This is a genomic window from Billgrantia ethanolica (genome assembly GCF_021404305.1).
Classification (GTDB): domain Bacteria; phylum Pseudomonadota; class Gammaproteobacteria; order Pseudomonadales; family Halomonadaceae; genus Halomonas; species Halomonas ethanolica.
This window is the reverse complement of the sequence record NZ_JABFTX010000006.1, coordinates 63594-85247: the sequence shown is the minus strand read 5'-3', so window position 1 is coordinate 85247 and position 21654 is coordinate 63594. Positions and strand designations below refer to the sequence as shown.

The following is a 21654-nucleotide window of genomic DNA, read 5'->3' as shown; positions in this document are numbered from 1 at the left end:
GCCTGACGACCATAGCGAGTGGGAACCACCTGATCCCATGCCGAACTCAGCAGTGAAACCGCTCAGCGCCGATGGTAGTGTGGGGCCTCCCCATGCGAGAGTAGGTCATCGTCAGGCACTTAATTCCAAAAACCCCGAGTACGAAAGTGCTCGGGGTTTTTCTTTATTTGTCGATTCGCTACGCGAAGCGGGCGCCTGGCGGCGCCCGTGGGGTGGCTCAGCGGCAGAGCAGCTCGAAGGCTTCGATCAGGCTGTCCATTTCGTCATCGGTGCCGATCGAGATGCGCAGGAAGTCGCGCAGGGCTTCGGTGTTGAAGTGGCGCACCAGAATGCCCCGTTCACGCAGGCCGACGAAGAGCTGCGCGGCGTCGTGCTCGGGATGACGAGTGAGGACGAAGTTGGCCTGGGAGGGCAGGACCTCGAAGCCCAGGTCGCCGAGGCGCCTGGCGGTGCGCTCGCGGGTGGTGACGACGCGCTCACGGCAGGCATCGAAATGCTCCCGGTCCTCGAGCGAGGCGATGGCAAGCGCGCTTGCCAGGCTGTCGACGGGATAGGAGTTGAAAGAGTCCTTGACCCGTACCAGCCCTTCTATCAGCTCGCTTGAGCCGATGGCGTAGCCCAGGCGCAGGCCGGCCAGGCTGCGGGACTTGGAGAAGGTGCCGGTGACCAGCAGATTGGGGAAGTGCTCGATCAGAGGCACCACGCTTTCGCCACCGAAGTCGACATAGGCTTCGTCGACCAGCACGACCTGATCGGTCAGGCGCTGGAGCAGGCCGGCAATGGCATCGCGCGAATGCCCATGAGCCGTAGGGGCGTTGGGGTTGGCGAAGATGGCGCCGCCGCTGTCGGCAGTGAAGGCGTCGAGATCGACCCGCCACTGCTCGTCCAGGGGCAGGCTGCGCCGCTCGATACCGTACAGCTTGCAGTAGACCGGGTAGAAGCTGTAGGTGATGTCGGGCATCTCGAGCGGACGCTCGTGACAGAAGAAGGCCTGAAAGGCCAGGGCCAGCACTTCATCGGAGCCGTTGCCGACGAATACCTGCTCCACCGCGACGCCATGTTCGCGAGCAAGCGCCTGACGCAGGGCGAGAGACTGCGGGTCGGGGTAGAGGCGCAGATGATCGACGGGGTAATCGCGTAGCGCCGCCTCGACGCCGGGCGCCGGCGGGTAGGGGTTCTCGTTGGTGTTCAGCTTTATCAGCTTCTCGCGCGGCTGCTCGCCCGGTACGTAGGGCGTCAGCTCGCATACCGCCGGGCTCCAGAACTGGCTCATGATGTCTCGTTTCTCATAGGGACGGAACTTTAGGCCAATGTTGACCGCTGCGGCCTGACCGCGCAAGCCGACAGCATGCTAGCCTAGGCGCTTTCGTCTGGATCCTGGAACCCCTAATGACCGCCCAGATCATCGCCACTCTGCTGCCGGTTTTCCTGATTGCCGGTTGTGGCACGCTGTATGGCCGCTTCCGCACGCCTGACATTCGTAGCCTCAATACGCTCAACATGGAGATCTTCGTTCCCATGCTGGTGTTTGCCGTGCTGGCCGACGGCCAGGCGCCGCTGGAGGAGTACGCCGGCCTGGCGTTGGCGGCTGCGGTGGTGGTGTTGGGCTCGGGGGGGGTGCTGTGGCCGCTGGTCAAGCTGCTCAGGCTCGAGCCCAAGACCTTCTTGCCGCCGATGATGTTCAACAATTCCGGCAATATGGGGGTGCCGCTGCTGGTGCTGGCCTTCGGTGAGGCGGCGCTGCCCGCCGCGGTGGTGGTGTTCATCGTTGAGATGCTGCTGCACTTCTCGGTAGGCCTCTACATGCTCAGCCCACGCACGCCGCTGTGGCGGCTGCTGCGCATGCCCATCGTACTGGCCAGTCTGGCGGGGCTAGGGGTGAACCTGGGCGGGGTGCCGCTGCCGGGCTGGCTGCTCGAGGCGCTGCACATGCTGGGCGGCGTGTGTATTCCGCTGATGCTGTTCGCGCTCGGGGTACGCATGCTCGACATTGACTTTCGCGACTGGAAGACCGGCATGCTGGGGGCGGTGTTGTGTCCGCTCTCCGGCCTGATCCTGGCGCTGCCCATGATCCTGTGGCTGGAGTTGACGGGCCTGCAGGCGGCGGTACTGTGGGTGTTTGCGGCGCTGCCGCCGGCGGTGCTCAACTATCTGGTCGCCGAGCAGTATCGACAGGAACCGCAAAAGGTCGCCTCGCTGGTGCTGATCGGCAACCTGGGCAGTCTGGTGGTAATGCCTATCGTGCTGGCACTGGTGTTCATGCATGTCTATCCAGGAGCGGCGTGAGCCGTGGCTTCAGTCGAAAAGCCGAGACTGTCTGCGAGCGCTCTTAAGGGTTATGCTGTCACATATGATGACACACCCTACAAGGCGACAAACCCATAGGTTAGGAGTGAGCAAATGCAAGTAAGGACCCTGCTGGCTGGCTCGGCCATGCTGGCCTTCCTGGCCGGTTGTGCAGCCCCTGCGGTTGACGATCGTGCCGACGTGGCAATGGACGATGCCGTGGCATATCAAGGAACGCTGCCCTGCCGCAACTGCGCGGGCATCGACCTGACGGTGAACCTGCGTGGCAGCGAACAGGCGTCACTGGAGGAAAGAACCTTCGACCTGCGCGCCAGCTATCGCGAACACCCCCAGGATCCGCCCGATGAAGAGTATGCCGGCAACTGGGAAGTGCTCAGTGGCACCGCGGTCGACCCCGATGCCACCGTCTATGAGCTGACACCGGATGGCGAAGGCCAGATCTATTACTTCCTGCGTGTCGATGACCAGACCCTGGAACTGATCGACCCTCAGCGTCGTCGCTTCCAGAACAACGAAGCCCTGCAACTGCAGCGCATGTAAGTTCGCGTTGCGGGCATCAGCGAAGGCGGCCTGCGGGCCGCCTTCGCGCGTCTGATACGTCCAGCGGCCCAGGGGGTCGAAGAGCGGGGAGAGGCCCACATGGCCAAAGCGAAGAGCGCCTTCGTCTGTACCGAGTGCGGTGCGGAGTACCGTAAGTGGCAGGGTCAGTGTTCCAGCTGCCTGGAGTGGAACACCCTCAGCGAGGTACGCCTGGCAGCCGCCCGCCCGGGAGCCGCCACCGGTGGTGCTGGGCGCACGGGCTACGCCGGCGGTCTGTCGAAGGAGGTGGTCGATCTCGGCAGCGTCGATCTCACCGAGGTGCCGCGGCTCTCCTCTACCTTCGGCGAGTTCGATCGGGTGCTGGGCGGCGGTCTGGTGCCGGGCTCGGCCGTGCTGCTGGGTGGGCACCCCGGCGCCGGCAAGTCGACCCTGCTGCTGCAGACCGCCTGCAAGCTGGCTCAGCAGCGCAGGGTGCTCTACGTCACCGGCGAAGAGTCGCTCTCCCAGGTGGCGATGCGCGCCCACCGTCTGCAGTTGCCTACCCAAGGGCTGAAGATGCTGGCCGAGACCAGTGTCGAGACGGTGCTGGCGGTGGCCGAGCGCGAGCGCCCCGAGATCCTGGTAATCGACTCGATCCAGACCATGCACCTGGAGGATATCGCCTCGGCGCCCGGCGGCGTGGCCCAGGTGCGCGAGTCCGCCGCGGTGCTCACCCGCTTCGCCAAACAGTCCAACACCGTACTGCTGCTGGTGGGGCACGTGACCAAGGACGGTACCCTGGCCGGGCCCAAGGTGCTGGAGCACATGATCGACGCCTCGCTGCTGCTGGAGGGCGGTGCCGATTCGCGCTTCCGCACCCTGCGCGGGCAGAAGAACCGCTTCGGCGCGGTCAACGAGCTGGGGGTGTTCGCCATGCTCGAACACGGCCTCAAGGAGGTGAAGAATCCCAGCGCCATCTTCCTCTCCCGCAGCGAGGAGCAGGCCGCCGGCAGCCTGGTGATGGTGGTGTGGGAGGGCACGCGGCCGCTGCTGGTGGAGGTGCAGGCGCTGCTCGACGAGTCGGCGCTGGGCAACCCGCGGCGAGTCGCGGTGGGGCTCGACCAGAATCGCCTGGCCATGCTGCTGGCGGTGCTGCATCGTCATGGCGGGCTGTTCACCGGCGACCAGGACGTCTTCCTCAACGTGGTCGGCGGGGTCAAGGTGCTGGAAACCAGCGCCGACCTGGCGGTGCTGCTCGCCGTGGTGTCGAGCCTGCAGAATCGCTCCCTGCCGCGCGAGCTGGTGGCCTTCGGCGAGGTGGGGCTTTCCGGCGAGATTCGCCCCGTGCCCAGCGGCCAGGAGCGCATCGTGGAGGCGGCCAAGCACGGCTTCACCCGCGCCATCGTGCCGCGGGCCAATGCGCCCAAGCGCGCCCCGGAGGGGATGGAGGTAGTGGCCGTGGACAAGCTGGCCGATGCCCTCGAGGCGCTGTGAGGCAAGCATGCTCCGCTGCGGTAGAATGGGAAATGAACTGCCAAGGAGAACGAGATGAGCGCGATTCGACTGACTCAGTACAGCCACGGCGCCGGCTGTGGTTGCAAGATTGCCCCCGACGTACTCGACGGCATCCTGGCCAAGGCCGGACCGGGGGCAACCCATTCGCGTCTGATCGTAGGCAATCAGGGCCGCGAGGATGCGGCCGTCTATGACCTCGGCGATGGCCGCGGCATGATCGCCACCACCGACTTCTTCATGCCCATCGTCGACGACCCCTTCGACTTCGGCCGTATCGCTGCCACCAACGCCATCAGCGACGTCTATGCGATGGGCGGCAAGCCGGTCATGGCGCTGGGTATCCTCGGCTGGCCGCTGGACAAGCTGGGGCCGGAGATCGCCGGTGACGTGGTGGCCGGCGCCCAGGGCGTCTGCCGCGAGCTCGGGCTGGCACTGGCCGGCGGACACTCCATCGACTCGCCGGAGCCGATCTTCGGCCTGGCGGTCAACGGTCTGGTCGATCTCGAACACCTGAAGCTCAACAAGGGTGCCCAGGTGGGCGACCTGTTATACCTGACCAAGCCGCTGGGCGTGGGGTTTCTCACCACCGCCGAGAAGCAGGGGCTGTTGGAATCGGGCCATCAGAACCTGGCTCGGGAGACCATGCTGCAGCCCAACCATATCGGCATGGCGCTGGCCCGGGTGAAGGGGGTGAACGCCATGACCGACGTCACCGGGTTCGGCCTGGCCGGTCATCTCACCGAGGTGTGCCAGGCCAGCGGCGTGGCGGCGCGCATCGACTTCCGACGTTTGCCTCGGCTGGCCGAGGCCGAGGCCTATCGTCGCCGTGGCGCGGTGCCTGGCGGCACCCTGCGCAATCGTAAGGCGCTGGGTGCGGCGCTCAAGGAGATGGACGAGCCGCACTGGCAGTGGCTGTGCGACCCGCAGACCTCCGGCGGCCTGCTGATTTCCGTGCACCCCTCCTGGCAGGACGATGTCGAGCGCATCGGGCGTGAGCACGGTATCGAGCTGGTGCCCTTCGGCGAGGTGGCCAAGGCCGAAGGAGAGGCCTTGATCGAGGTGCTGGGGTGAGGGAGCTACCGCTGATCGAAGCCGATCTCTCTCTGTTGTGCCAGGGCGTGCCGCTGATCGACGTGCGGGCACCGGTAGAGTTCGCTCAGGGCGGGTTGCCCGGGGCGATCAACCTGCCGCTGATGGACGACGAGGAGCGGCGCCTGGTCGGCATCGAGTACAAGCAGAGTGGCCAGCAGGCCGCCATCGAGCTGGGCCAGCGGTTGGTCAGCGGGGGTATACGTCAGGCACGCATCGCGGCCTGGCAGCGCACGGTCGAGGCCCATCCCGAGGCGATCATCTATTGCTATCGCGGTGGGCTGCGTTCGCAGATCGCGCAGCAGTGGCTGGCCGAGGCCGGTGTAGAGCGGCCACGTATCCGTGGTGGCTGGAAGGCGATGCGTCAGGCGCTGTGTGTGCGTATCGATGCCGCGGCGGCCCAGCCGCTACTGGTGGTGGGCGGGCTCACCGGCTGCGCCAAGACGGCGCTGGTGCAGCAGCTGGATAACGGGCTCGACCTCGAGGGCTGCGCCCGCCACAAGGGCTCGGCCTTTGGCCGTCATCCCTTGCCGGCGCCCAGTCAGATCGACTTCGAGCATGCCATGGGGCTACGCCTGCTGGCGCTTCCCGGGCCGCTGGTGGTGGAGGACGAATCTCGCCATATCGGCACGGCCAACGTGCCGCTCACCTTCTGGCGGGCGATGGAGAGTGCTCCCAGGGTGCGGGTGGAGATGCCCCTGGATTGGCGCCTGGCGCAGATTCACAAGGATTACATCGACGATCTGTGGGCGATCTACCGTCAGCAGTTCGGCGAGTGGCTGGGCTGGGCGCTGATGCGCAAGCAGCTCTCCAGCGCGCTGGCCCGGCTGCAAAAGCGCCTGGGCCATGCCCGACTGGCGCGCCTGCAGCGGCTGCAGCAGCTTGCCTTCCGCGAGCACGAGCGCGGCAACCGCCAGGCGCACGAGGCCTGGCTGGCGCCGCTGCTCACCGAATACTACGACCCCATGTACCGCTACCAGTTGGAGAAGCGCAATGCCGAGCGCTTCTTGCATGTCGGCGACTGGGACAGCTGCCTGGCGGCGGCGCAAGCCTGGTCGCAGGAGCGCTCGCGGCAGCTCGATTCGCAGCCGCAGCCGGCGTGAGATGCCTTACGCCGGGGCGCTGCGCATCCACTGGCTGAGCAGGCGGTCTAGCAGCGGCGCCAGGCGGTCGAAGCGCCGGTCGTCGGCGAGAATGGCCTCGTCGGGCTGGGCATGAGGGCTGGCTTCGCTGCCTTCCGGTCTTTCCCCTTCGGCAAGCAGGGCGTCGACCCCGGCGCGCGTGACCTCCAGGTGGCAGAGCAGGCCCAGCGCTCGTCCGGCGTCCCAGGCGAAGCCCTGCACCGGGCTGCCGGAACTGCCGCCTAGCGGCAGCGCCTCGTCGGGCAGGGCGAAGACGTCGCGATGCCACATGAAGGCGGTAAAGCGCTCCGGCAGGTCGAAGGGGCTCTCGGGGGCCAGGGTTACCTCGTGCCAGCCCACCTCGGCGAAGGTGCCGCGGCCCACCGTGGCGCCGAGTTCGGTAGCCATCATTCGGGCGCCCAGGCCGATGCCGAGCAGCGGCTTGTTGCCATCCAGCGCGCGGGCGATCAGCTTGCGCTCGCGCTTGAGCCAGGGGTGCTGGGCATCGTCGAGAACATGCATCGGGCCGTCGAGCAGTATCAGCGCATCGCCATCGGCGAGGCTGGGCGGGGTCTCGCCGTCGTAGAGATGGAAAACGGTGTGGCTGTGCCCCATGCTGGACAGCCAGTCGGCGATGCGGCCCGGACCATGGTACGGGCTGTGTTGAAGCAGGTGCAGGTGCATGGAATCCTCGCCGTTGAAGGGTGACACGAAGCAGGGAGCGAAGCGTACATGAAACCAGCGCTGCGGGAACAGATTCTGACCGTCATGGCCGCCATACCGCCAGGGCGGGTGACCACCTACGGTCGCATCGCCGCCATGACCGAGGGCGGTACGCCACGACTCGTCGCCCGGGCGCTGCGTGAGCTTCCCGACGACCACGGACTGCCGTGGTTCCGTGTGATCACCGCATCGCGCCGGGTGGCCGAGCATCCCGGCGCCATCGAACAGCGCCAGCGACTGGTCGCCGAGGGCGTGCTCTTCGATAGCCGGGGACGTGTGCCGCCCGAGGTCATGTGGCCGTGAGCCGTGCGCATCCCATCCTTTCTTCTGACCTTCGAATCACGAGGAGAATCCATGAGCCAGCCAAAAGGGGGCTTTCATGAGCGACTGCAGGCACTCTCGCCGCGTCAGCAACAGGCCTTCATGGCGGCGCTGTGCGAGCGGATGCTGCCCAACTATTCGCTCTATGCCCAGATGACGGGGGGCGGCAATCCGGCCGGCCTGCGTGTGATGCTCGATCTGGTGTGGGAGCAACTTGCTGTACGCGAGGCGCGAATCGATTTCGAGCGCCAGGCTGAGAAACTGGTCGAGCTCGAGCCGCCGGAGGGCGACGACAGCTTTGGTGCCCGGCGCGCGGTGGAGGTGGTCGTGGCGATCTCCTCGCTGTTCGATACGCTGCGAGGCGACTCCCCCGAAGCCGTGCTCGAGGTCAGTCGCATCTCCAAGGGCGGCGTGCGCGCCTTCGTCGAGCTGACCGAAGGAGAGGAGGACGCCAGCAAACTGGCCAAGCTGGTACGTGAGCACCCACTCATGGCCGACGAGAACGACTTTCAAGACGCGGTGCTGGAGGCGGCGGAAGGCCCGCTCGAGCGTGACTCGCTCAAGGCGTTACGCCAGCTGGGGCGCAACGACGGCGTGAGCAATCTCGGGCTGGCGCTGGAGTGATGGGAGGGCGAAGCGGGCGTCGGCGCCCGTTTCGTCCGGCCTAGAAGCGAATGCCGCCTATGATCATCGCCCCGGCGGTGCCGAACACAATCAGGTCGGTCTCGAAGCGTCCCCACTGCACGCCCAGGCTGGGCAGGGCGGCCGGGGCGGTGCCGTAGCGGTTGAACGGAATGTTGTCCTGGTATTCGCCGCGGTAGCCGTGCAGTAGCCCGGCGGTGAGCTTGGCGCGCACCGTGACGTTGTCACTAGGCTGCCAGAAGGGGAACTCGCGGCCGGCATAGAGGTAGATGGCTTCCTGGTCGAAGGAGTTGAGGAAGCGGGCGCCACCCACCAGCCAGCGCTGCGAATTGTGCAGCTCGAGGCTGATCAGTTCCTGGGTATTGTTGTGGTCGGGCTGGGGGTTGAAGTGGCGCGTGTAGAGACTGGTCTGGACCAGCACGTGGTCCACTTCGAGCAGCGGTGGCCAGATCGGCTGATGCTCCGCGGCCAGAGCGGCCGGCGCCGTCAGCAGCGCCAAGAGCGGAGCCAGGGCAAGCCTCCTGATGGCCTGACAGCAACTCTTCCATGAATACCGCACGCTCGCGCTCCTTGTTCGCCTCACAAACGCATCTCGATACCGCGCTCGGCCATGTAGCGCTTGGCCTCCGGAATGGTGTACTCGCCAAAGTGGAAGATGCTGGCGGCCAGTACTGCATCGGCGCCGCCCTCTATCACGCCGTCCACCAGATGGTCGAGGTTGCCGACGCCGCCGGAGGCGATCACCGGCACCGTCACGGCGTCGCTGATGGCCCGGGTCACGCCCAGGTCGAAGCCGGCCTTTGTGCCGTCGCGGTCCATGCTGGTCAGCAGCAGTTCGCCAGCGCCGTATTCCACCATCTTTTTCGCCCACTCCACGGCGTCCAGCCCGGTGGGGCGGCGCCCGCCATGAGTGAAGATTTCCCAGCGCGGCGTTTCGCCCTCAGCCGAGACCCGCTTGGCGTCGATGGCTACCACGATGCACTGGCTGCCGAAGCGCTCGGCGGCCTCGCGCACGAAGTCGGGGTTGGTCACCGCCGCGGTATTGATCGAGACCTTGTCGGCACCGGCATTGAGCATGGTGCGGATGTCGTCGCAGGTGCGGATGCCGCCGCCCACGGTCAGCGGGATGAACACCTCGCCGGCGATGCGTTCGACCATTTCCACCGTGGTATCGCGGTCCTCGTGGCTGGCCGTGATGTCGAGGAAGGTGATCTCGTCGGCACCCTGCAGGTTGTAGCGCTGGGCGATTTCCACCGGGTCGCCGGCGTCGCGGATACCGATGAAGTTGACGCCCTTGACCACGCGGCCGGCGTCGACGTCGAGACAGGGAATGATACGCTTGGCCAGGCCCATGTCAGCCTCCCGCTCGGTTGCCGGTGAGTTCGTCGCACAGTTGTTGACCTGCGGCGACGTCCAGAGTGCCTTCGTAGATGGCGCGGCCGGTGATGGCGCCGAGAATGCCCGGCTCGCCCGCAGCGACCAGCGCGCGCAGGTCGTCGAGGTTGGTCACCCCGCCGGAGGCGATTACCGGCAGGCCGCCCTCTCGGGCAAGCGCCACGGTGGCCACGACGTTGACGCCGTTCATCATGCCGTCACGGGCGATGTCGGTGTAGACGATGCTGGACACGCCGTCGTCGGCGAAGCGCTTGGCCAGGTCCACTGCCTTGACCTGGGAGACCTCGGCCCAGCCGTCGGTGGCGACGAAGCCGTCACGGGCATCCAGGCCGACGATCACGTGACCGGGGAAGGCGCGGCACATCTCGCCGACGAAATCCGGCTCCTTGACCGCCTTGGTGCCGATGATGACGTAGGAGACCCCGGCGGCCAGGTAGTGCTCGATGGTCTCGGCGCTGCGGATGCCGCCACCGATCTGAATGGGCAGCGAGGGCCAGCGCCGGGCGATGGCGGTCACCGCCTCGCCGTTGACCGGTTTGCCCTCGAAGGCGCCGTTGAGATCGACCAGGTGCAGGCGGCGGGCGCCGGCCTCGACCCAGCGCGCCGCCATGGCCACCGGGTCGTCGCCGTAGGTGGTGGCGTCGTCCATCCGGCCCTGCTTGAGGCGGACGCACTTGCCGTCCTTGAGATCGATGGCGGGAATTACCAGCATGTCATGTCCTCTCGGGTGCGCGTGCGCACCGGGTTGTCATCGCGGCTCGGCCTGGGCGCGGCTCACGGTGCCTAGCTGACCAGGCGCGGTTCAGGGCGCCCAGTTGACCAGGCGCGGTTTAGGGCGCCCAGTTGACCAGGCGCGGTTTAGGGCGCCCAGTTGACAAAGTTTTCCAGCAGCTTGAGCCCGGCCCGGGAACTCTTCTCCGGGTGGAACTGCACGGCAAAAGTGGCATCTCGACCGATGGCCACGTGTGCCTCGATGCGGCCGTAGCGGGTGGTGCCGAGCACGCAGGCGTCGTCCTCTGCCGCCACGTAGTAGCTGTGCACGAAGTAGAAATGCTCGTCCTGGTCGATGCCTTGCCACAGCGGATGCTCGTGATGCTGATGCACCAGGTTCCAGCCCATGTGGGGCACCTTGAGGCGTTGGCCGCGCTCGTCGACCATGTCGACGGGAAACCGCTTCACCTCACCCGAGAGAAAGCCCAGGCAGGGGATGCCGCCGCTCTCCTCGCTGTGATCGAGCAGCATCTGCTGACCGACGCAGATCCCCAGCAGCGGCTTGCTCTGATTGGCCAGCAGCTCCTGTACCAGGCCGCGCAGCTCAGTGCGCTCGAGCTCGCCCATGCAGTCACGGATCGCCCCCTGACCGGGCAGCACCAGGCGGGTGGCGCCCTGGATGCGCCGTGGGTCGCGGGTGATGACCACGTGCTCGTGGGTCACATGTTCGAGCGCCTTGGCAACCGAATGTAGATTGCCCATTCCGTAATCGATGACGGCAATGGTCATGAAGGCTCCTCTCAGGTTCGGTCGTCAGCGTTACAGGCAGCCCTTGGTGGACGGCATCTGGCCGGCCATGCGCGGGTCCGGCTCCACGGCCATGCGCAGGGCGCGGCCGAAGGCCTTGAAGATGGTCTCCGCCTGATGGTGGGCATTGAAGCCCTTCAGGTTGTCGATATGCAGAGTGACCCGGGCATGATTGACGAAGCCCTGGAAGAACTCCCAGAACAGCTGGGTATCTAGGCGGCCGATGCTGGCGCGGGTGAACTCGACGTCCATGAACAGCCCGGGGCGACCGGAGAAGTCTACCACGACTCGCGACAGTGCCTCGTCCAGCGGCACGTAGGCGTGGCCATAGCGATGGATGCCGCGCTTGTCGCCAATGGCCTGGTCGAAGGCTTGGCCGAGGGTGATGCCGAGATCCTCGACGGTGTGATGATCGTCGATGTGCAGATCGCCCACCGCCTTGATGTCGAGGTCGATCAGACCGTGGCGAGCCACCTGATCGAGCATGTGATCGAGGAAGGGGACGCCGGTCTCGCAGTTCAGCCGGCCCTCGCCATCGAGGTTCACGGTCACCGTGATCTGGGTTTCCTTGGTGTCACGGGTTACCGTGGCGATTCGCTCGGACATGTCGGGTCTCTCTCGCGCTCTGGCGCGTCGCATGGTGTGGGCCCGGCGTGCCTTTGTGCGGCTTCCGGGCGGCAAGCGGCTGGGCTTGCCGTCATGGGCCGTCCATTATAGAGAATCGCCCCCCCCATCCGCTACAATGCGCCCATCACAGCGGCGGCCCGAGCCGCGGCCAGGGAGACCGCCATGCCGGTAACGCTTCACCTCGTCGACAGCAGCGTCTGGGGCTCGGACCGCCAGGTGCAGCTCGATCTACAGCGAATCTATACCGACGCGCCGGCCGAACGGCTCAGCGTGCCGGTGGATACCTTCATTCGCGAACATCTCGAGGCCGGCCATTTCTTCGGCTGCGCCCGCTTCAATGACCGGCTGTTGGGCGCCGTGGCGGTGATCACCGACGAGCAGGCGTGGTGGCTGTCGGAGCTGTGCGTGCGCAAGGCCACCCGGCGGCGCGGGGTCGGTTCGCGACTCCTCGCCCTGGTCAGCGATGCGGCGCGTGGCGAGGGTCGCGAGCTGCGTGCGCCATCATCGCGACTGCCCGTCGCCGACCAACTGTTGCTCAACCGTCTGGGGTATCGCTTGCATGCCACCGGCGACTATTACGAATTGGCCCCACCGCTGTAAGGAGGCGGTAACACATGAAGCGATTGTTACAGACGCTGCTGGCCGCCATCGGCGTTCTCGGGGTAGTGGTGGTGGCTGCCGTGGTCTACGTCACGACCTTTCTCGACCCGGAAGACTTCAAGCCGCGGCTGATCGAGGTGGTGCGTGAGCAGAGCGGCCTCGAGCTGACGCTGGATGGACCGCTCACCTGGTCGTTCTATCCGCGCCTCGGCGTGAGCGTGGAGCAGGCGGAAGGCCGACTTCCGGAGCAGAGCCACGACGAACCGCCGTTCGTGGCATTCGCTCATGGTGAGGTCAGTCTCGCCTTCGCTCCGCTGCTGCGCGGCGAGATCGCCATCGAAGGCTTGACGCTGGAAGGCATGCAGCTGCGCCTGGTGCGCGACGAAGAGGGGCGCGGCAACTGGGAAACCCTGCTGCAGCGGCTCGATGAGCGCCGTGAAGGTGCCGAATCGGCACTGGCGCCGGCCACTGCCGGACCTAGTTTCGAGGGCAGCAATCTGGCCGTGGCGCTCAATATCGCCAGCGTCCAGGTGCGCAACGGCGCGGCGATCTATCGCGACCTGGCCGCCGGCTCGGAGTGGCTGGTCGACGAGATCAACGTCTCCGGCACCAACGTCAATCCCCAGCGCGCCTTCCCGCTCAAGTCCTCCTTCCAGGTCAGGTCGTATCCTGCATTGGATTGGCGGGAGCTGGAGCGTAGCCCAGCGCTGGCGAGCGAGGTCTCGCTGGAAGGGCGGATGCGCCTCGCTCTCGCCGAGCGCCGTTACGTGCTCGAAGGCATGCGGCTGACCACCCTGAGCCGGCTGGCGGGCGCCGAGCACCGGCAGCAGCTCGATCTGAGCGGTCAGCAGCTCGTGCTCGACCTGTCTCAGCAGCGCCTGCAGCTCCAGGAGGGCCGTCTCGACGCCGGGCTGCGGCACCCCACGCTGGGCGAGCGCGCGCTGCCCTTGTCGCTGACCATGGCGCTGGATGCCGACCTGGCGGAGAACACCGCTCAGTTGCGCGATCTGCAGCTCACCGGCCCCGACGATCTGCGCCTTAGCGGGCACCTCAACCTGGCGGGCCTCGACCAGTCGCCCAGCTACAGCGGCCAGGTCAGCCTGGCACCCTTCTCGCTGCGGCCGTGGCTCGAGCGCATGAACCAGCTGCCGGCCATGGCCAATCCTCAGGCGCTCTCCGACGTGGCATTGACCAGCCCCGTGCGTGGCAATCTCGAGCGCCTCGAGCTGCCGGGGCTGACCCTGGTGCTGGATGGCAGCACCTTCACCGGACGTTTGGCCGCGGGACTCACGGGGCAACTGCTGGACTTCGAGCTGCAGGGTGATCGCCTCAACCTGGATGGCTACCTGCCGCCTGCCGAACCCACGGGGCAGAGTGCCTCCCGTTCCGGCCTGCTGGGGATCCGCAAGGCCCACGCCGACGACACCGCCACGCTGATTCCCGCCGAGTGGCTGGCCCAGTTGACCCTGAACGGGGCGCTCGATCTGGCGCAGTTGCGTCTCTCCGGGCTCGACTTCACCGAAGTGTCGCTGGCCCTGGCGGGTGCCGATGGCCAGCAGCGTCTCGAGCGCTTCAGCTCAGTGTTCTACGACGGCGAGCTGAGCGCCAGCGGCGGGCTCGACCTCAGGCGTGAGCCGATCCTGTGGCAGCTGCGTCCGTCGCTGTCGCGGGTGCGTCTGGCGCCGCTGCTCGAGGCGCTGTCCGACGACGACTCCCCGGCACCGTTGCGCGGCCGGCTGACCCTCGGCGGCGAACTCGAGACCCGCGCCAACACCTGGCCGGCGCTCAAGCGCAATCTCAACGGGCGTCTGGAGGGTCGCATCGATGAAGGGGCCGTGCTCGACGTCAACGTGTCTCAGGAGCTGTGCTCGCTGGCCGCCATGGTCGAAGGCCGCGAGACCACCCGGGACTGGAGTGCCGATACGCGCTTCGACCGCGCCGAAGCCCGCCTGCGCATCTCGGATGGAGTCGTGCAGAGCGACGATATCCTGATGACGATTCCAGGCATCGACATGCGCGGGACGGGCGAGCTGGATCTGACCAGCGAGCGCTTCGACCTGCGCGCCGCCGCGCGCTTCGTCGACGGTGCCGATGCCGCCTGTCCGGTCAACCCGCGCCTGGAGCGCGTGCCGCTGCCGGTGCGCTGCAGCGGCGAGCTTTCCGGCGACAGCGGTGATTGGTGCAGCTTCGACCGTGAGGCCTTCCAGGTCACCCTGGCCGAGCTGCTGCGCGACGAAGTGTCCGGTCGCGCCAGAGAAGAGCTGGAGCGTCGCCTGGAGCGGCCGCTGGAGCGTCTCGAAGAACGTCTCGGCGAAGAGGGCGGTCGGGAACTTCGTGACGCCTTGCGTGGTCTGTTGAACTGACGACCCAAAGCCAGTCCCTGCGCCGACTCCCAGTCGGCGCTTTTTTTCGCATGCATTTTTTCGACAGGCATCTTTGAGGTTGGTCCATGAGCGAAATGCCTACACCGGTGCTTGAGCCTGCAGTCTTCCAACAGCGTCTGCTGGCGTGGTACGACCGCGCCGGCCGCCATGACCTGCCCTGGCAGCGCCAGCGCACGCCCTACCGCGTGTGGGTCTCCGAGATCATGCTGCAGCAGACCCAGGTCACCACGGTGATCCCTTACTTCGAGCGCTTCATGGCGCGCTTCCCCACTCTCGAGGCACTGGCCGAGGCCACCCAGGACGAAGTACTGCACCTGTGGACCGGGCTTGGCTACTATGCCCGCGGTCGCAACCTGCACAAGGCGGCCCGCCAGGTCGTGGCCGAGCACGGCGGCGAGCTGCCGGTAGCGAGCCTCGAGGCCATGGCGGAGCTGCCCGGCATCGGCCGCTCCACCGCGGGCGCGATCATCGCCCAGAGCACCGGTCAGCGCGCCGTGATCCTCGACGGCAACGTCAAGCGCAGCCTGGCCCGGCTGCACGCGGTGGCGGGCTGGCCGGGGCGGCCGGCGGTGGAACGCGAGCTGTGGGCACTGGCCGAGCACTACGCGCCGGAGCGGCGCGTGGCCGACTACACCCAGGCGGTGATGGACCTCGGCGCCACCCTGTGCCGGCGCGGCACCCCCGAATGCTCGCGCTGCCCGTTCGCCGACGTTTGCGTGGCCCATGCCCGCGGCGAGGAGCGCCGTTTCCCCGAGTCGAAGCCGAAAAAGGCGCTGCCGACCCGTACCACGCTGATGCTGGTGCTGCGCGACCCCGAAGGACGGGTGCTGCTCGAACAGCGCCCTGCCAGCGGGCTGTGGGGTGGGCTATGGGGGCTGCCTCAGTTCGACGACCTGGCCGCGTTGCGGGGCTGGCTCGACATGCACGCCCCGGGGGCTGCCATCGACCCGGCCTGGCCGGCCTTCAGCCACACCTTCAGTCACTTCCGCCTCGACATCACCCCGCAGCCGGCGCGGATCGGCAGGCTGGATGCGGTGGGCGAGGCACGATGCTGGTACGATCCAGGCAACCCCGAGCGCATCGGCCTGGCGGCGCCGGTCAAGGCGCTGCTGGCCTCGCTGGCACCGTTCGCTCTGGCCGCCCCCGCGGGGCCCTGAACACTGCCACTACCAACAGCAAGGAGACCGCCATGAGCCGCACCGTGTTCTGTCGCAAGTATCAACAGGAGCTCGAGGCACTGCCCTTTCCGCCGCTGCCGGGCAAGAAGGGCCAGGAGATTCAGGCCAGCGTGTCGAAGCAGGCCTGGGAGGAGTGGCAGGCGCTGCAGACCCGGCTGATCAACGAGAAACACCTCAACATGCTCGACCCCGAGGCGCGGGCCTATCTCAACGAGCAGATGGCGCGCTTTCTCGACAACCGCGAAACCGACCAGGCGGAAGGCTACGTGCCGCCCGAGCGCTAGGCGTATGGCTTTGAAACGACGGCAGCATCTGCATGAAACGAAAGGCTTGACGCTGCCGATCTGATCTTGTTTAATACGCACCGTTGGCAGCGGCCAGATAGCTCAGTCGGTAGAGCAGGGGATTGAAAATCCCCGTGTCGGCGGTTCGATTCCGTCTCTGGCCACCAAACTGCTGGGGTATCGCCAAGTGGTAAGGCACCGGTTTTTGGTATCGGCATTCCCAGGTTCGAATCCTGGTACCCCAGCCACGCCAACCCTTTTCCGACTCTGCAGTTCGCACGCGTCGGTCCCGAGCCGGCATAGCTCAGTTGGTAGAGCAACTGACTTGTAATCAGTAGGTCCCGGGTTCGACTCCTGGTGCCGGCACCACGATCGGGATGTCATCAAGCGAATTGCCAAGCCTTAGGCGTGTGTGTTCACCGTTCATTCTACGGAACGGGGATTTCACATGCGTATCCTCTCGGTGCTCTCTACCAAAGGTGGCGTCGGTAAGACGACCACTACCGCCAACCTTGGCGGCCTTTTGGCTGATGCGGGATTCAGAGTCCTGCTCATCGATGCTGACAGCCAGCCATCCCTCTCCAGCTACTTCCAACTCCAGCATAAAGCCCCTGGCGGATTCTATGAGCTGATCGCGCTCAGCGAGACCCAGCCAGATCGCGTCATCTCTCGAACCGTGATTGATGGGCTCGATATTGTCGTCTCAAACGATTACCAGAGCCAGCTGCCACAGTTGCTTCTCAATGCCCCGGATGGGCGCTTCCGGCTCTCTCACTTGCTCCGTCACGGCCCTCTGGCCGATTACGACGTCATCCTGATCGATACACAGGGGGCGCGCTCGATCACGCTCGAAGCTGCGGTACTGGCTTCTGATCATGCCCTCTCGCCGATCACAGCAGATCTGCTGTCCGCCCGGGAGTTCGTACGCGGTACCATTGGGATGTACGACGATCTCGAAACCCTTTCGCAGTACAGCTCCCTAGCTGTTCCGCCACTCTCCCTACTGCTCAATCGACTAGACGAGACCCGCAACTCGCAGGATCTCGCCATTAGCCTGCGCAGCATGTACGCCAGGGATGGCCGCGTCAGAGTCATGGATAGTGCCTTTCGCCTGCTGGCGGCCTTCAAAATGGCTGGCGCCGCCGGTGAGCCGATCCATCGCTACGAGCCGGTTAAGCCGTACAAGCGAGTGACACCCGCTGGCGCTGACTTGATCAAGGCCATGGCCAAAGAGCTCAACCCGGCTTGGATCGATGCGATCGATGCGATGCCAGAATACAGCCGGGGAGGGCATGGTCATGAGCACCATTGACCCTCAACTGGCCCCAAACTATGAAGCACTCGCCATCGGTCTGTTGCCACCACATAGCATAGAAGCCGAGCAGTCCTTGCTGGGTGCTCTGATGCTAGACAATTCCAAGTGGGACGATGTGGCTGACCGTATGACGAGTGCCATGTTCTATCGCCCCACCCATGGCATGGTCTACCAGGCCATGCAGCGCCTGTCAGCCCAGGGCGTCCCGCTGGATGTGGTCACTATCTCGGAAGCCCTCGAGGAGCAACACCAACTGGAGCGCGTGGGTGGTCTCGCGTATCTCGCCGAGATTGCCCGCCATACGGCCTCAACTGCCAATGTTGAAGCCTATGCCAACATCATTCGCGACCGTTACCAGCTTCGGAGGCTCTCAAACACCTGCACCGAGTTAAACCGGCAGGCGCTCAACCCCGAGGGACGTGCTGCGGAGACCATCATTGAGGAAGCCGAACGTGAACTGTTCCGCATTGTCGAGGATCGGCCCCACGAGCTGAGCAGCGTCAATGACATGCTTAGCAAGGCGATCGATGTCATCGATGCGGCATGCCAAGCCAAGGGCGGCATTACTGGCGTTCCTTCTGGGTACGCAGATCTCGATGACATGACGGCCGGTTGGCAACCCGGCGACCTGATTGTGATCGCTGGAAGGCCCGCCATGGGCAAGACCACCATGGGCCTCTGTCTGGTCGAGAACGCCTTGTTTTCGGCCGCTACCGCAGCCCAGGGCCCGGTGTTTGTCTTCTCGTTGGAGATGCCCCAGGAGCAGTTGATGCTGCGACTGTTAGCCAGCGCGGGGAGAGTCTCCATGCAGAAGATGCGCAAAGGCGAACTCGAGGAGGAGGACTGGCCGAAACTCTCCGCCGCTGCTGCCCGAATCAAAGGACTGGATGGACGGCTGTTTATTGATGACGAGTCGGGCATCTCTGCATCTGCGCTCAAGGCTCGGGCACGTCGCATGGCACGGCGCTACGGCCAGCCATCGCTGATTCTGATCGACTACCTTCAGTTGCTCCACGAGTCTGGCAGCGAGAACCGCAACCTCGAGATCGCAGAGATCAGCCGGATCCTGAAGGAGCTGGCCAAGGAGTTGCGCGTTCCAGTCATCGTGCTTTCGCAGCTGAATCGGTCCCTCGAGACCCGTACCAACAAGCGCCCCATCATGGCCGACCTGCGTGACAGCGGTGCCGTCGAGCAGGATGCGGATGTGGTGGGGTTTGTCTATCGCGATGAGGTGTACCACCCGGACAACCCAGAAAACCACGGACTTGCCGAATTGATCATTGGCAAGCAGCGACAGGGGCCGATTGGCACAGTTCATCTGACATTCCTAGGCGAGTGCACTCGGTTCGAATCACTGGAGTGGAAACATCAGGAGGTGACGGTATGAGCTCCCAGCGTCTGCCCGATATCAGCCAACTCACCTTTTTGCTTGCTCTGGCACAGACCATGCCGCCTCGCTCGCAAGACAAGATGCATCCGGCCCAGTTACCACCGCTGTTGGTGGAGCGCGCCCGGCAAGAGGCACGGAACCTGCTGGGCATCGATGTCACTACGGAGGGCCGGGAATGAAAACTGTAACCCTCAACGCCCCCAGCACTGTGTATTTCCATTGGGCCGAGTCGGACGATCGTTTGCGGCATGACTTTTTACTGATCGTCGATGGCTGGGAGGTCGCACTCAGCTACGCCGTGGTTTGGCTGGATGATGAGGCACTTGGAAAGGCCATAGAGCTGGAACAGCTTGCGCCTGGCGACAGCACCGGATGGTATGTGCTGGATGATTGTGGCGATGTTTGCCAAGAGCTGGAGCCGCTTGAAGAGTGTGGCCCCTTGGGCCGGCTAGTTTGCCAGGAAATCAGCGATAAATTGCATGCCTTGAGCGAGATCGGCGAACCACCCTCGAAGCCACTCCAGGAGATCTATCTGGAAGGCGAACTCTTTCAGGGTCTACGCCGGTTTCGTGCTGAAGACTCCTGTCATGGCGTGCTGATCAACCCTGTACTACCCGATGCCTTCGACGATACCCCGAATGACGACCGTCTGCAGGGCGACATCGAGAATTGGTGGGGGCGACCCTTCATCATCACCCACACCCTGGATATGCGCCTCGAAAGCTATGAGAGCTATTTGTCCAGAGCCCGGCGAGGCGGTTGGACACCGGACATGAGCGCCGAAGAGTGGGCCGACAATCAGGCACGGGTGCGTCAGCGGTGGTTTGAGCGCTTTCCCAGTGGCACTGCCTATACCGTACGTTGCCTAGATGGTGGTGCCTGGGATCGCTCCACATGGTGGGGCGATGCCGACAACCTAGATGCGGCACTGGAGATTGCCAAGACCGGTCCGCGTTGGAAACACCAGGGAGGGCTTCTCAAATGACCTTGATCGAAACCGTTCTGGGAGCCGAACCGATCGTCTACATGGACTGGTCGCGTCCCCTATTGCTGCGGTCCCTAGGGCTTGATGCCCAAGTTCGCACCGCCAGCCCTTTTGATTCCCCTGTGGCGGATCGCTATGAGGCGGGGGATCTCGACGGTACGGAATCTCCCGAGCTGTATGGCATGGCATCCCCCAAGGGATATCGCCTGCTGGCCAGTGGCCCATCCGAGGATGGCGAGTGGATCTGGGCTATATACGTGCGTCCCATTACTCGTCTCGGCAAGCGGTTCCTGGAAGAAATCAGCGAGGCGGATTACCGGGAGGTGGCCGCATGAAGCCTCAGAATTTTGCACTGGATCGTGAGCAGCACGAGCACGCGTCGAGTGCCAACCTTCGCCAATTGGAAGCGCAGGCAGCCAGACAGAGGTCCGCAGAGCGTGCGTTGCATACGATCACTCGACAGCTCGGTATCACCTTGGAGCCAGATGACAAGGGGCATTACGACGCGGCAACCCTTCAGGCCCAGGTGGTGGATGTCTTGGAGCGTCGCCAGGTAGATCCGGTTCTCGATGCCACACCGCGCCCCTCGATCTTGATAGAGGCCGGGCTGCCGTTTCCGCTTAACGAGCTTGCACAGCTGGAAGATGTTCTGGCCGAACGCCGAGCTCAGTACCACCAGTTGGAGCGGGAATGCCAAGCATTGCTAGCCAGGAAGCAGCAGTTGGTCTTGTCGCTCCAAGGGCAGTTGGATCTCTTCCGCGACCAGGTACACCGGGGAGAGCAACTGCTCAAGGAGGTGCGCCATGGTTAGGTCATTGCGCGGAGCCAAGCGTGGCATTGAGCGCGTCGTGAGCTATGCCGTGGCACACGACTGGACCGTCGAGCGTACTCGGGGTGGCCACGTAAAGCTCAGCAAGCCTGGATGCTCCCCGGTATTCACTAGCTTCACGCCCAGCGATGGTAAGCGCTCTGCGTTGAATGCCATGGCCCAGCTTCGCCGGGCTCAGCGCCGGTTGGATGCACAAGGAGGTGCTCAGTGATTCCCGATCGCGTTATGCGCAAGATCCAGCGTTGCCTCGCACTCTCCCAGAGTGGCAACGCCAATGAGGCCGGGATCGCTCTGCGACAGGCCCAAGCGCTGATGGCCGCCCACGGAGTCAGCCACAAGGAGTTAGCGATTGCCGATTTCGATGTGGCCTTCGTGGATACCCGCTCTGGCAAGACTCCGCCGCGCTACCTCGAGGCTCTGGCACAGTTGGTTAACTCTGCTTTCGGTACTACCACCGTCTACAGCTGGCGGGGGTGGAGGGGGGCCTTTGAGTTCCTGGGGCCTCGGGATGCGGTTCAGGTCGCCACCTATGCCTTCGAGGTCCTCCAGCGTCAGCTGATTCGCGATCGCCGCAGCTTCCTTGCCACCCAGAGCAAGAGACTCAAGCGGACAACCAAGATCCGCCGCGGGGATGCGTTCGCGGAAGCCTGGGTGCTCGGTGCTAAGAATCTTGTGTCCCCTATGTCCATGACCGACGAGGTGCGAGCACTGCACCGGGAGTATGCGCAGCGCCGCTATGGAGAACTCAAGAAGCTGACGACACGGGAGCGACAACCGCTCCGGCATCATGACGAGACGGCCCTGGATGCCGGATACGCCGCAGGCCAGGCCGCACGGCTCTCCCCAGGGGTGGCGACAACGCATCGGAAGGAGTTGACCCATGGCTAAGCTGATGCGCCTCCATGATCGGCC

General features: G+C 65.0%; 25 protein-coding genes, 3 tRNA genes and 1 rRNA gene. 22 read left to right on the top strand and 7 right to left on the bottom strand.

From position 1 onward, the window contains the following. Window position 1: 1 nt before the first annotated feature. A 5S ribosomal RNA gene (gene rrf, locus HOP53_RS21200) occupies window positions 2-117 on the top strand. A gap of 100 nt (window positions 118-217) precedes the next feature. Here rrf and hisC read toward each other — a convergent pair. Further along, window positions 218-1273, bottom strand: a complete 1056-nt coding sequence (gene hisC / locus HOP53_RS21195; RefSeq protein WP_234271847.1) for a histidinol-phosphate transaminase — start codon at window positions 1271-1273, stop codon at window positions 218-220. 116 nt (window positions 1274-1389) lie between these two features. Here hisC and HOP53_RS21190 point away from each other — a divergent pair, with 116 nt between their 5' ends. From HOP53_RS21190 to mnmH, 5 genes are all read left to right on the top strand, one after another. Next, on the top strand, window positions 1390-2286 hold the full coding sequence (locus HOP53_RS21190; protein ID WP_234271846.1) for an AEC family transporter: 897 nt from the start codon (window positions 1390-1392) through the stop codon (window positions 2284-2286). A gap of 114 nt (window positions 2287-2400) precedes the next feature. Then, window positions 2401-2847, top strand: a complete 447-nt coding sequence (locus HOP53_RS21185; RefSeq protein WP_010627422.1) for a copper resistance protein NlpE N-terminal domain-containing protein — start codon at window positions 2401-2403, stop codon at window positions 2845-2847. A 99-nt stretch (window positions 2848-2946) separates the two neighbouring features. Beyond that, window positions 2947-4320, top strand: a complete 1374-nt coding sequence (gene radA, locus HOP53_RS21180) for a DNA repair protein RadA (protein ID WP_234271845.1) — start codon at window positions 2947-2949, stop codon at window positions 4318-4320. A gap of 54 nt (window positions 4321-4374) precedes the next feature. After that, entirely contained in the window at window positions 4375-5412 is a 1038-nt protein-coding gene (gene selD, locus HOP53_RS21175; RefSeq protein ID WP_010627424.1) for a selenide, water dikinase SelD, read from the top strand. Beyond that, complete coding sequence (gene mnmH, locus HOP53_RS21170; RefSeq protein ID WP_234271844.1) at window positions 5409-6533, top strand: tRNA 2-selenouridine(34) synthase MnmH; 1125 nt, start codon at window positions 5409-5411, stop codon at window positions 6531-6533. Before selD ends, mnmH begins: the two co-directional genes overlap by 4 nt. A 6-nt stretch (window positions 6534-6539) precedes the next feature. On the opposite strand, the gene HOP53_RS21165 is transcribed toward mnmH, so the two are convergent. Further along, window positions 6540-7235, bottom strand: coding sequence for a type 1 glutamine amidotransferase (locus tag HOP53_RS21165; RefSeq protein WP_234271843.1), 696 nt, complete (start codon window positions 7233-7235; stop codon window positions 6540-6542). 48 nt (window positions 7236-7283) lie between these two features. Between HOP53_RS21165 and HOP53_RS21160 the strand changes: the two genes are divergently transcribed. Together HOP53_RS21160 and HOP53_RS21155 are read left to right on the top strand one after the other, a co-directional pair. After that, a complete protein-coding gene (locus HOP53_RS21160) occupies window positions 7284-7577 on the top strand; it encodes an MGMT family protein (protein WP_234271842.1) in 294 nt (97 codons plus the stop codon). A gap of 51 nt (window positions 7578-7628) precedes the next feature. Then, complete coding sequence (locus HOP53_RS21155; RefSeq protein WP_234271841.1) at window positions 7629-8219, top strand: YjaG family protein; 591 nt, start codon at window positions 7629-7631, stop codon at window positions 8217-8219. A gap of 40 nt (window positions 8220-8259) precedes the next feature. Here the strand turns inward: HOP53_RS21155 and HOP53_RS21150 are convergent, their stop codons facing one another. The 5 genes from HOP53_RS21150 to hisB all read right to left on the bottom strand — a co-directional run bounded on the left by HOP53_RS21150 (window position 8260) and on the right by hisB (window position 11756). Then, the gene (locus HOP53_RS21150) at window positions 8260-8796 is read right to left on the bottom strand and encodes a hypothetical protein (protein WP_234271840.1); all 537 of its coding nucleotides are present in this window, start codon (window positions 8794-8796) and stop codon (window positions 8260-8262) included. Between the two features lie 20 nt (window positions 8797-8816). Beyond that, the gene (hisF, locus tag HOP53_RS21145) at window positions 8817-9590 is read right to left on the bottom strand and encodes an imidazole glycerol phosphate synthase subunit HisF (RefSeq protein WP_234271839.1); all 774 of its coding nucleotides are present in this window, start codon (window positions 9588-9590) and stop codon (window positions 8817-8819) included. 1 nt (window position 9591) lies between these two features. Then, window positions 9592-10344 (bottom strand): 1-(5-phosphoribosyl)-5-[(5-phosphoribosylamino)methylideneamino]imidazole-4-carboxamide isomerase, encoded by a 753-nt coding sequence (hisA, locus tag HOP53_RS21140; RefSeq protein ID WP_234271838.1) that lies wholly within the window; start codon window positions 10342-10344, stop codon window positions 9592-9594. A 146-nt stretch (window positions 10345-10490) separates the two neighbouring features. Further along, window positions 10491-11132 (bottom strand): imidazole glycerol phosphate synthase subunit HisH, encoded by a 642-nt coding sequence (gene hisH / locus HOP53_RS21135; RefSeq protein ID WP_234271837.1) that lies wholly within the window; start codon window positions 11130-11132, stop codon window positions 10491-10493. Window positions 11133-11162: 30 nt separating this feature from the next. Continuing rightward, complete coding sequence (gene hisB, locus HOP53_RS21130) at window positions 11163-11756, bottom strand: imidazoleglycerol-phosphate dehydratase HisB (RefSeq protein WP_234271836.1); 594 nt, start codon at window positions 11754-11756, stop codon at window positions 11163-11165. Window positions 11757-11939: 183 nt separating this feature from the next. On the opposite strand from hisB, the gene HOP53_RS21125 reads away from it, so the two are divergent. The 14 genes from HOP53_RS21125 (at window position 11940) to HOP53_RS21055 (ending at window position 21630) form a co-directional block, all read left to right on the top strand. After that, complete coding sequence (locus HOP53_RS21125; protein WP_234271835.1) at window positions 11940-12377, top strand: acetyl-CoA sensor PanZ family protein; 438 nt, start codon at window positions 11940-11942, stop codon at window positions 12375-12377. 14 nt (window positions 12378-12391) lie between these two features. Continuing rightward, window positions 12392-14740 (top strand): AsmA family protein, encoded by a 2349-nt coding sequence (locus HOP53_RS21120; RefSeq protein WP_234271834.1) that lies wholly within the window; start codon window positions 12392-12394, stop codon window positions 14738-14740. 86 nt (window positions 14741-14826) lie between these two features. Beyond that, window positions 14827-15918, top strand: coding sequence for an A/G-specific adenine glycosylase (mutY, locus tag HOP53_RS21115; protein ID WP_234271833.1), 1092 nt, complete (start codon window positions 14827-14829; stop codon window positions 15916-15918). Between the two features lie 32 nt (window positions 15919-15950). Further along, entirely contained in the window at window positions 15951-16223 is a 273-nt protein-coding gene (locus HOP53_RS21110; RefSeq protein WP_234271832.1) for an oxidative damage protection protein, read from the top strand. A 91-nt stretch (window positions 16224-16314) separates the two neighbouring features. Next, window positions 16315-16390 (top strand) — tRNA-Phe (locus HOP53_RS21105). Window positions 16391-16396: 6 nt separating this feature from the next. Beyond that, window positions 16397-16471: transfer RNA gene (locus tag HOP53_RS21100), tRNA-Gln, on the top strand. 45 nt (window positions 16472-16516) lie between these two features. Further along, a tRNA-Thr gene (locus HOP53_RS21095) sits at window positions 16517-16592 on the top strand. A gap of 79 nt (window positions 16593-16671) precedes the next feature. Beyond that, the gene (locus HOP53_RS21090; protein WP_234271831.1) at window positions 16672-17535 is read left to right on the top strand and encodes a ParA family protein; all 864 of its coding nucleotides are present in this window, start codon (window positions 16672-16674) and stop codon (window positions 17533-17535) included. Continuing rightward, a complete protein-coding gene (dnaB, locus tag HOP53_RS21085) occupies window positions 17522-18925 on the top strand; it encodes a replicative DNA helicase (protein ID WP_234271830.1) in 1404 nt (467 codons plus the stop codon). The genes HOP53_RS21090 and dnaB overlap by 14 nt, the downstream gene beginning before the upstream one ends. Then, entirely contained in the window at window positions 18922-19107 is a 186-nt protein-coding gene (locus HOP53_RS21080) for a hypothetical protein (protein WP_234271829.1), read from the top strand. Before dnaB ends, HOP53_RS21080 begins: the two co-directional genes overlap by 4 nt. Then, window positions 19104-19913, top strand: a complete 810-nt coding sequence (locus HOP53_RS21075) for a hypothetical protein (RefSeq protein WP_234271828.1) — start codon at window positions 19104-19106, stop codon at window positions 19911-19913. Before HOP53_RS21080 ends, HOP53_RS21075 begins: the two co-directional genes overlap by 4 nt. Continuing rightward, window positions 19910-20248: a hypothetical protein gene (locus HOP53_RS21070; protein WP_234271827.1), complete on the top strand. Its 339-nt coding sequence runs from the start codon at window positions 19910-19912 to the stop codon at window positions 20246-20248. Before HOP53_RS21075 ends, HOP53_RS21070 begins: the two co-directional genes overlap by 4 nt. Continuing rightward, on the top strand, window positions 20245-20724 hold the full coding sequence (locus HOP53_RS21065; RefSeq protein ID WP_234271826.1) for a hypothetical protein: 480 nt from the start codon (window positions 20245-20247) through the stop codon (window positions 20722-20724). The genes HOP53_RS21070 and HOP53_RS21065 overlap by 4 nt, the downstream gene beginning before the upstream one ends. A gap of 225 nt (window positions 20725-20949) precedes the next feature. Beyond that, the gene (locus HOP53_RS21055) at window positions 20950-21630 is read left to right on the top strand and encodes a DUF2786 domain-containing protein (protein WP_234271824.1); all 681 of its coding nucleotides are present in this window, start codon (window positions 20950-20952) and stop codon (window positions 21628-21630) included. Window positions 21631-21654: the final 24 nt, after the last annotated feature.